The following is a 7,740-nucleotide window of genomic DNA, read 5'->3' on the forward strand; positions in this document are numbered from 1 at the left end:
CGAGCACGCGGATGTGAAACGCATGCTCCTGGCACAGAAGAGCTATGCGGAAGGTGCGCTGGCGCTCGAACTCTATTGCGCCCGCCTGGTGGACGAGCAGCACACCGGCGATGCGCAAGCCGCCGACGATGCGCGCCTGCTGCTCGAAGTGCTGACCCCCATCGCCAAGAGCTGGCCCAGCGAGTGGTGCCTCGAAGCCAACTCGCTGGCCATCCAGATCCATGGTGGCTACGGCTACACGCGCGACTTCCCGGTGGAGCAGTATTGGCGCGACAACCGCCTGAACATGATCCACGAAGGCACCCACGGCATCCAGGGAATGGACCTGCTGGGCCGCAAGGTGCTGATGGAGAACGGCAAGGGCCTGCAACTGCTGGCCGGTCGCATCAACGCCACCATCGAACGCGCCATCCAGGTGCCCGAATTCGCCGCCCACGCCAACGCGCTGGGCCAGGCCTTGCAGGACGTGGGCGCCACCACCAAGTCCGCCTGGGCCACCGCCAACCCGACCGAGGCGCTGGCCAACGCCGTTCCCTACCTGCAGGCCTTCGGCCACACGGTACTGGCCTGGATCTGGCTCGATGTCGCTCTGGCCGCGCACGCTGCCGAAGCCAGCAGCGCCCGCACCGGCCGCCTGGCCGCGGCGCGCTTCTTCTTCCACTACGAACTGCCCAAGATCGGCGCCTGGCTGCAGGTGGTGCGCAACCGCGACCTGACCTGTGCCGAGCTGGCCGAAGACGCTTTCTGATCTTTCACCTTCCAAGGAGACACGCATGACCCACCGCACCATCCAGCAACTGTTCGACCTCAAGGGCAAGACCGCCCTCATCACCGGCGGCTCGCGCGGCCTGGGCCTGCAGATGGCCCATGCCCTGGGCGAAGCCGGCGCGCGCGTGGTGATCAGCTCGCGCAAGGCCAGCGACCTGGAAGAGGCCACCGCCGCGCTGCAGGCCGCGGGCATCGACGCGCGCTGGATAGCCGCCGACTGCCAGCACGAGGAAGACATCCGCAAGCTCGTCAGCGAAACCCTGCAGCGCGTCGGCGACGTGGACATCCTGGTCAACAACGCCGGCGCCGCCTGGGGCGCGCCCGCCGAAGACCACCCGCTCGAAGCCTGGGACAAGGTCATGAACCTCAACGTGCGCAGCTACTTTCTGCTCAGCCAGCTGATCGCCAAGGCCAGCATGATCCCGCGCAAGCAGGGCAGCATCATCAACACCGCCTCCATCGCCGGCCTGGGTGGCAACCCCAGCGGCATGAAGACCATTGCCTACAACACCTCCAAGGGCGCGGTCATCAACTTCACCCGCGCGCTGGCCGCCGAGTGGGGCGAACACGGCATCCGCGTCAACGCCATCTGCCCGGGCTTTTTCCCCAGCAAGATGACCGCCGGCACCCTGAAGGCCATGGGCGAGGAGCAACTCGCCGCGCACGCGCCGCTGCGCCGCCTGGGCGACGACGAAGACCTCAAGGGCCTGACGGTGCTGTACGCGTCGGATGCCGGCAAGCACATCACCGGCCAATGGCTTGCTGTCGATGGCGGCGTCTCGGTCATCACGGGTGGTTGAGTGCAGTTCTCGGTCCACATCCCCTTCGTTGAACTGCTCGGCTTCGAACTGCAAACCTTCGAGGGTGGGCAGGCCACGATCACGTTTGACCCGAAACCCGAACATCAGAACTCGTTCAACGTGGTGCACGGCGGCGCCAGCATGACGCTGCTGGATGTGGTGATGGCGCACGCCGCGCGTTCGGTGGAGCCGGCCATGGGCTGCGTGACGATCGAAATGAAGACCAGCTTCATGCGCGCAGCCAAGGGCGCGCTCACCGCGCACGGCACGCTGCTGCACCGCACCGCCACCATGGCGTTTACCGAAGGCCGCATCGTGGATGCCGAAGGCAAGCTCTGCGCCCACGCCACCGGCACCTTCAAGTTCGTGCCGCGGCTGCCGGTGGGCAAGTCCACCAACGCGCTGAACACGCTCAAGACCGACTGATGACCAACGCCCATATTCCTGTTGCCTTCGTCACCGGTGCCGCCCGCGGCATCGGCCTGGCGATCGCGCGCTGGTTTTTTCAGCACGGGCACCGCGTCGCGGTGATCGACAACGACGCCGCCACCCTGACCGCCACGGAAGCCGCGCTGCGCGCCGAACTCGGTGATCGGGCGGGCGACCTGCTGGTGATCCACGGCGACGTGTCCGACCCAGCGCAGGTCGCCGCGGCGGTGCAGCGCATCGACGCCACCTTTGGTCGGCTCGACGCCCTGGTCAACAACGCCGGCGTGGCCACCTTCAAACCCATAGCCGACACCACGTTCGACGAATGGCGCTGGGTCATGGCCACCAACCTGGACGGTCCGTTCCTCTGCGTGCAGGCCTGCGCGCCGCTGATGCTGAAAAACGGCGGCGGCGCGGTGGTCAACATCGCGTCCATCTCGGGCCTGCGCGCCAGCACGCTGCGCGTGGCCTACGGCACGTCCAAGGCCGCGCTGATCCACCTGACCAAACAGCAGGCGGTGGAATACGGCAACGCCGGCATCCGCGTCAACGCCATCGCGCCCGGCCCGGTGGAAACCGAGATGGCCAAGAAGGTGCACACGCCCGCCATCCGCGCCGATTACCACGACACCATCCCGCTGGCCCGCTACGGCAGCCTCGAAGAGATCGCCAACGCGGTTGGCTTCCTGTGCAGCCCGCAGGCCGGTTACGTCAACGGCCAGGTGCTGGCGGTCGACGGCGGCTTCGATGCCGCCGGCGTCGGCCTGCCGACCCTGCGCAAAACCCCTCAGTGAACCCAACAGGAGACCCACCATGCCCGCCAACCAACAGATCCTGCTCGACAACCGCCCGCAAGGCGAAGCCACCGTCGGCAACTTCAAGCTCGTCACCACCGAGACGCCGGCCCTGACCGACGGCCAGGTGCTGGTCAAGCACCACTACCTCAGCCTGGACCCGTACATGCGTGGCCGCATGAACGACAGCAAGAGTTACGCGGCATCGCAACCGCTGGGCGAGGTCATGATCGGCGGCACTGTGGGCGAGGTGGTCGAATCGAAGCACCCCAAGTACAAGGCTGGCGACCAGGTCGTGGGCATGGGCGGCTGGCAGCAGTACAGCGTGGTGGACGCCACCCAGCCCGGCGCGCTGCGCAAGGTCGACACCACCCACGTGCCGCTGTCGCACTACCTGGGCGCGGTCGGCATGCCCGGCGTGACCGCCTGGTACGGACTGGTCAAGATCATCAACCCCCAGGCCGGTGAGACCGTGGTCATCAGCGCCGCCACCGGCGCGGTGGGCAGCGCCTTCGGCGCGCTGGCCAAGGCGCGCGGCTGCCGCGTGGTCGGCATCGCGGGCGGTCCGGACAAGTGCGACTACGCGGTCAAGGAGCTGGGCTTTGACGCCTGCATCGACTATCGTGCGCACAAGGACATGTACAGCCTGGCCAAGGCGCTCAAGCAGGAATGCCCCAACGGCATCGACGGCTACTTCGAAAACGTGGGCGGCATGATCCTCGACGCCGTGCTGCTGCGCATGAACGCCTTCGGCCGCATCGCCGTCTGCGGGATGATCGCCGGCTACGACGGCCAGCCACTGCCGCTGGCCAACCCGGCCCTGATCCTGGTGAACCGCCTCAAGGTGGAAGGCTTCATCGTCAGCGAGCACATGGAAGTCTGGCCCGAAGCCCTGACCGAGCTGGGCACCCTGGTCGCCACCGGCAAGCTGCGCCCGCGCGAGACGGTGGCGCAGGGCCTGGAGAACGCGCCCGAGGCCTTCCTGGGTCTGCTCAAGGGCAAGAACTTCGGCAAACAGCTCGTCAGGATTTGACCCCCCTGCGCCGCCTTCGGCGTCACCCCCCAGGGGGCGCCGCTGGCGGCCCGGCAAAGCCGGTTCCGCGGCGGCCTGGAATATCGGCCACCTCTCTTGTTTGAGGAGTGTTCATGAGTGCTACCCATGAAGTGTTCAATCAGGTGGAACCGCTGGTTGACTACAACCTCTTTGCTGGAAATCAGGCGCTCGGTGCGGCACTCAAGTTCAACGCGCCCGCGCTGAACACGGCACACCTGCATGCGTTGGGCGATACGCTGGGCAGCGCCGACATGCAGACCCACGCGCGGCTGGCCAATGTGTTCACGCCGCAGCTCAAGAGCCACAGCCGTTTCGGCCACCGCATCGACCAGCTGGAGTTCCACCCCAGCTACCACGCACTCATGACGGCGGCCACGGCGGCGGGGCTGCATGGCACGCCGTTCTCGGCGGCCGAACAGGCCAGCGGTCACGCTCACATGGCCCGGGCGGCGGCCTTCATGCTCTTCACCGAGCTGGAGCCGTCCATCCTCTGCCCGATTTCGATGACCTACGCGGTCACGCCCGCGTTGCAGGGCAACCCCGCCATCTACGCCGACTGGGCGCCGCAGCTCACCAGCCGTGCCTACGACCCGGCGCTCAAGCTCTGGAAAGACAAGCCCGGCGTCACCATGGGCATGGGCATGACCGAGAAGCAGGGCGGCTCCGATGTGCGGGCCAACACCACGCAGGCCGTGCCCGACGGCAGCGATGCCTGGGGTCAGCGCTTCAAGGTGACCGGTCACAAGTGGTTTTTCTCGGCGCCGATGTGCGACGCCTTCCTCATCCTGGCGCAGAAGCCCAGCGGCCTCTCTTGCCTGTTCCTGCCGCGCGTGCTGCCCGATGGCTCGCTGAACCAACTCGTCATCCAGCGCCTGAAGGACAAGCTGGGCAACAAGGCCAACGCGAGTTCCGAGGTGGAGTTCGCGGGCGCCACTGCCTGGCTGGTGGGCGAAGAGGGGCGTGGCGTGCCGCAGATCCTGGCCATGGGCACCATGACGCGGCTGGACTGCGCCCTGGGCACCAGCGCGCTGATGCGCCAGGCGCTTTCCATCGCGCTCAACCACACCACCCAGCGCAGCGCGTTTGGCAAAAAGCTGATCGAGCAGCCGCTGATGCAGAACGTGCTGGCCGACCTCGCGCTCGAATCCGAAGCAGCGACCGCGCTGGCCCTGCGGCTGGCGCGCAGCTTCGACCGCGCCGCCACCGACGAGCACGAGCGCGTGATGCAGCGCCTGCTCACCCCCGTGGCCAAGTTCTGGATCTGCAAGCGCGGCAGCCACTTCGCGCAGGAAGCCATGGAATGCCTGGGCGGCAACGGCTATGTGGAAGAGGGCGGCGAAGGCGTCATGGCCCGCATCTACCGCGAGATGCCGCTCAACAGCATCTGGGAAGGCGCGGGCAACATCATGGCGCTGGACCTGCTCAGAGCGTTGAGGAAGGCCGATGCCGCCGCTGCGCTGGCCCACGAACTCGCGCCCGCCCAAGGCATGCACCCCGCGCTCGACCACCTGGCCGCCAGCCTGCCCACCCGCGTGGAGCTGATGGCCACCGAAATGGAGGCCCGCCGCCTCGCGCAAGACGTGGCCCTGGCCGTGCAGGCCGCGCTGCTGGCGCAGACCGCGCCGCCCGCCGTGTTCGGCGCCTTCTGCGATTCGCGCCTGGCCGGGCACTGGGGCCACAGCTTCGGCTCGCTGGGCGCCGGCACCGACTTCGCCACCATCATCCAGCGCGCGCAACCACACTGACACCAAGGAGGCCGACATGACCACCCCCATCCTGCACCACTACCCCTCGTCCCCGTTCGCCGAAAAGGCCCGCCTCATGCTGGGTTCCAAAGGCCTGGCCTGGCAGAGCGTGTTCATCCCCATGGTCATGCCCAAGCCCGACGTGGTGGCGCTGACCGGCGGCTACCGCCGCACGCCGCTGCTGCAGATCGGCGCTGACATCTACTGCGACACCTCGCTGATTGCTACGGTGCTCGAACACCTGAAGCCCGAGCCAGCGTTGTTCCCCGAACACCTCAAAGGCATTGCCCGCATCGTCGCGCAGTGGGCCGACGGGGACCTGTTCTGGGCCGCCATGGGCTACACGCTCAGCCCCAAGGGCGCGGCCGCCATGTTCGCCAACCAGCCGCCCGAAGCGGCCCAGGCCTTTGCCGCCGATCGCGGCGCCATGCGCACGGGCATGACCAGCCTGCGACCCGGCGACGCCACCAGTGCCTACCGCAGCCACCTGCGCCGCCTGGCCCACATGCTGCACGACCAGCCCTTCCTGCTGGGTGACGCACCCTGCATTGCCGACTTTGCGGCCTACCACCCGCTGTGGTTCACCCGCGTGGCCAACCCCGCCATGGCCGGCATCCTGGACGCCACGCCCGGCGTGCTGGCCTGGATGGACCGCATGGCCGCCATCGGCCACGGCAAGCCGTCCAAGCTCACGTCCACCGAAGCCATTGCCATCGCCGCAGCGGCAGAGCCGGCTTCGGTGGCGGGCGAAGCCTTCCAGGACGACCACGGCATCGCGCTGGGCAGCCGCGTCACCGTGGCGGCGCAGAGCTTCGGCACCGAGACCACCGAAGGCACCCTGGTCGCTGCCACCCGCACCCACGTCACCCTGGCCCGCACCGACGACCGGGCAGGGCGCCTGCACGTACATTTCCCCCGTATCGGATATGTACTCAAGGAAGTGAAAGCTTGACCGGAACCACCGTTTACCCGCGCAGTGCCCCCATCCAGTGGCGCTGCCTGCCGTTTGCCGCGCTGAGTGCCGACACCCTCTACCGCCTGCTGCGCCTGCGTAGCAAGGTGTTTGTGGTGGAGCAGAACTGCGTTTTCCTCGACCTGGACGGCCTCGACCAGCAATGCCTGCATGTGCTGGGTGAAGTCGTCGATGCCGACGGCACCGTCCACCTGCACGCCAGCACCCGCCTGGTGCCGCCGGGCGCAGCCTTTGCCGAGGCCAGCATCGGCCGCGTCGTCACCGCGCCGGCCGCGCGCGGCGGCGGCATCGGCCACGCGCTCATGGCCGAATCGCTGCGCCTGCTCGAATCGCTCTGGGGCCCGCAGCCCATCCGCATCGGCGCGCAAGCGCACCTGGAAGCCTTCTACAACCGGCACGGCTTCGTGTCGGACAACAAGCCTTACATCGAAGACGGCATCCCGCATCTGGAAATGATCAGACGGTAGTCCCCCCTGCGCCGCTTCGCGTCTTCCCCCCATGGGGACCACGCCCTTGGACCGGCAAAGCAGGATCTTTGGCGTGTGCTGAAAGGCTCCCCCTCAAACCGACAAACCACACCAGGAGACAAGACGTGATTTCAGATTTCAAAGGCAAGACCGCCGTGCTCACCGGCGCCGGCTCTGGCTTCGGCCTCGAATGCGCCCGCATCGGCGCGAAGCTGGGCATGAACCTGGTGCTGGTCGACGTGCAGCAAGACGCGCTGGACAAAGCCCAGGCCGAGCTGGAAGCCGCGGGCGCCCCCGTGCTGGCCCGCAAGGTCGACGTGTCCAGCGCCGAGCAGATGGAAGCGCTGGCCCAGGCCGTGCAGCAGCGCTTTGGCGCGCCGCACTTCGTCTTCAACAACGCGGGCGTGGGCTCGGGCGGGCTGGTCTGGGAAAACTCCGTCAAAGATTGGGAATGGGTGCTGGGCGTCAACGTCTGGGGCGTCATCCACGGCGTGCGCCTGTTCACCCCCATGATGCTGGCCGCCGCCAAGGCCGACCCTGCCTACCAGGGCCACATCGTCAACACCGCCAGCATGGCCGGCCTGCTGACGCCGCCCAACATGGGCATCTACAACGTCAGCAAACACGCGGTGGTCAGCCTGAGCGAAACGCTGTACCAGGACCTGAAGCTGGTCACAGATCAGGTCAGCGCCAGCGTGCTCTGCCCGTAC

General features: G+C 67.6%; 9 protein-coding genes. All 9 read left to right on the forward strand.

Annotated features, from left to right (window positions below; all coding sequences use genetic code 11):
* Positions 1 to 748, forward strand: a 748-nt coding sequence (locus tag ACR2JA_RS16730; RefSeq protein WP_434010206.1) for an acyl-CoA dehydrogenase C-terminal domain-containing protein, incomplete at its 5' end; no start/stop codon positions are given.
* A gap of 25 nt (positions 749 to 773) precedes the next feature.
* Complete coding sequence (locus ACR2JA_RS16735; RefSeq protein WP_434010207.1) at positions 774 to 1,568, forward strand: SDR family oxidoreductase; 795 nt, start codon at positions 774 to 776, stop codon at positions 1,566 to 1,568.
* Complete coding sequence (locus ACR2JA_RS16740; protein WP_434010208.1) at positions 1,569 to 1,994, forward strand: PaaI family thioesterase; 426 nt, start codon at positions 1,569 to 1,571, stop codon at positions 1,992 to 1,994.
* Complete coding sequence (locus tag ACR2JA_RS16745) at positions 1,994 to 2,791, forward strand: SDR family NAD(P)-dependent oxidoreductase (RefSeq protein ID WP_434010210.1); 798 nt, start codon at positions 1,994 to 1,996, stop codon at positions 2,789 to 2,791. The genes ACR2JA_RS16740 and ACR2JA_RS16745 overlap by 1 nt, the downstream gene beginning before the upstream one ends.
* A gap of 19 nt (positions 2,792 to 2,810) precedes the next feature.
* Positions 2,811 to 3,824, forward strand: coding sequence for an NADP-dependent oxidoreductase (locus tag ACR2JA_RS16750; protein ID WP_434010211.1), 1,014 nt, complete (start codon positions 2,811 to 2,813; stop codon positions 3,822 to 3,824).
* Positions 3,825 to 3,937: 113 nt separating this feature from the next.
* On the forward strand, positions 3,938 to 5,590 hold the full coding sequence (locus ACR2JA_RS16755) for an acyl-CoA dehydrogenase family protein (RefSeq protein WP_434010212.1): 1,653 nt from the start codon (positions 3,938 to 3,940) through the stop codon (positions 5,588 to 5,590).
* Between the two features lie 16 nt (positions 5,591 to 5,606).
* Positions 5,607 to 6,542 (forward strand): glutathione S-transferase family protein, encoded by a 936-nt coding sequence (locus tag ACR2JA_RS16760; RefSeq protein ID WP_434010213.1) that lies wholly within the window; start codon positions 5,607 to 5,609, stop codon positions 6,540 to 6,542.
* On the forward strand, positions 6,539 to 7,030 hold the full coding sequence (locus tag ACR2JA_RS16765; RefSeq protein WP_434010214.1) for a GNAT family N-acetyltransferase: 492 nt from the start codon (positions 6,539 to 6,541) through the stop codon (positions 7,028 to 7,030). Before ACR2JA_RS16760 ends, ACR2JA_RS16765 begins: the two co-directional genes overlap by 4 nt.
* 125 nt (positions 7,031 to 7,155) lie before the next feature.
* A partial coding sequence (locus tag ACR2JA_RS16770) for an SDR family NAD(P)-dependent oxidoreductase (RefSeq protein ID WP_434010215.1) occupies positions 7,156 to 7,740 on the forward strand: 585 nt, incomplete at its 3' end.

This window comes from Hydrogenophaga sp. (assembly GCF_051007235.1).
GTDB lineage: Bacteria > Pseudomonadota > Gammaproteobacteria > Burkholderiales > Burkholderiaceae_C > Hydrogenophaga.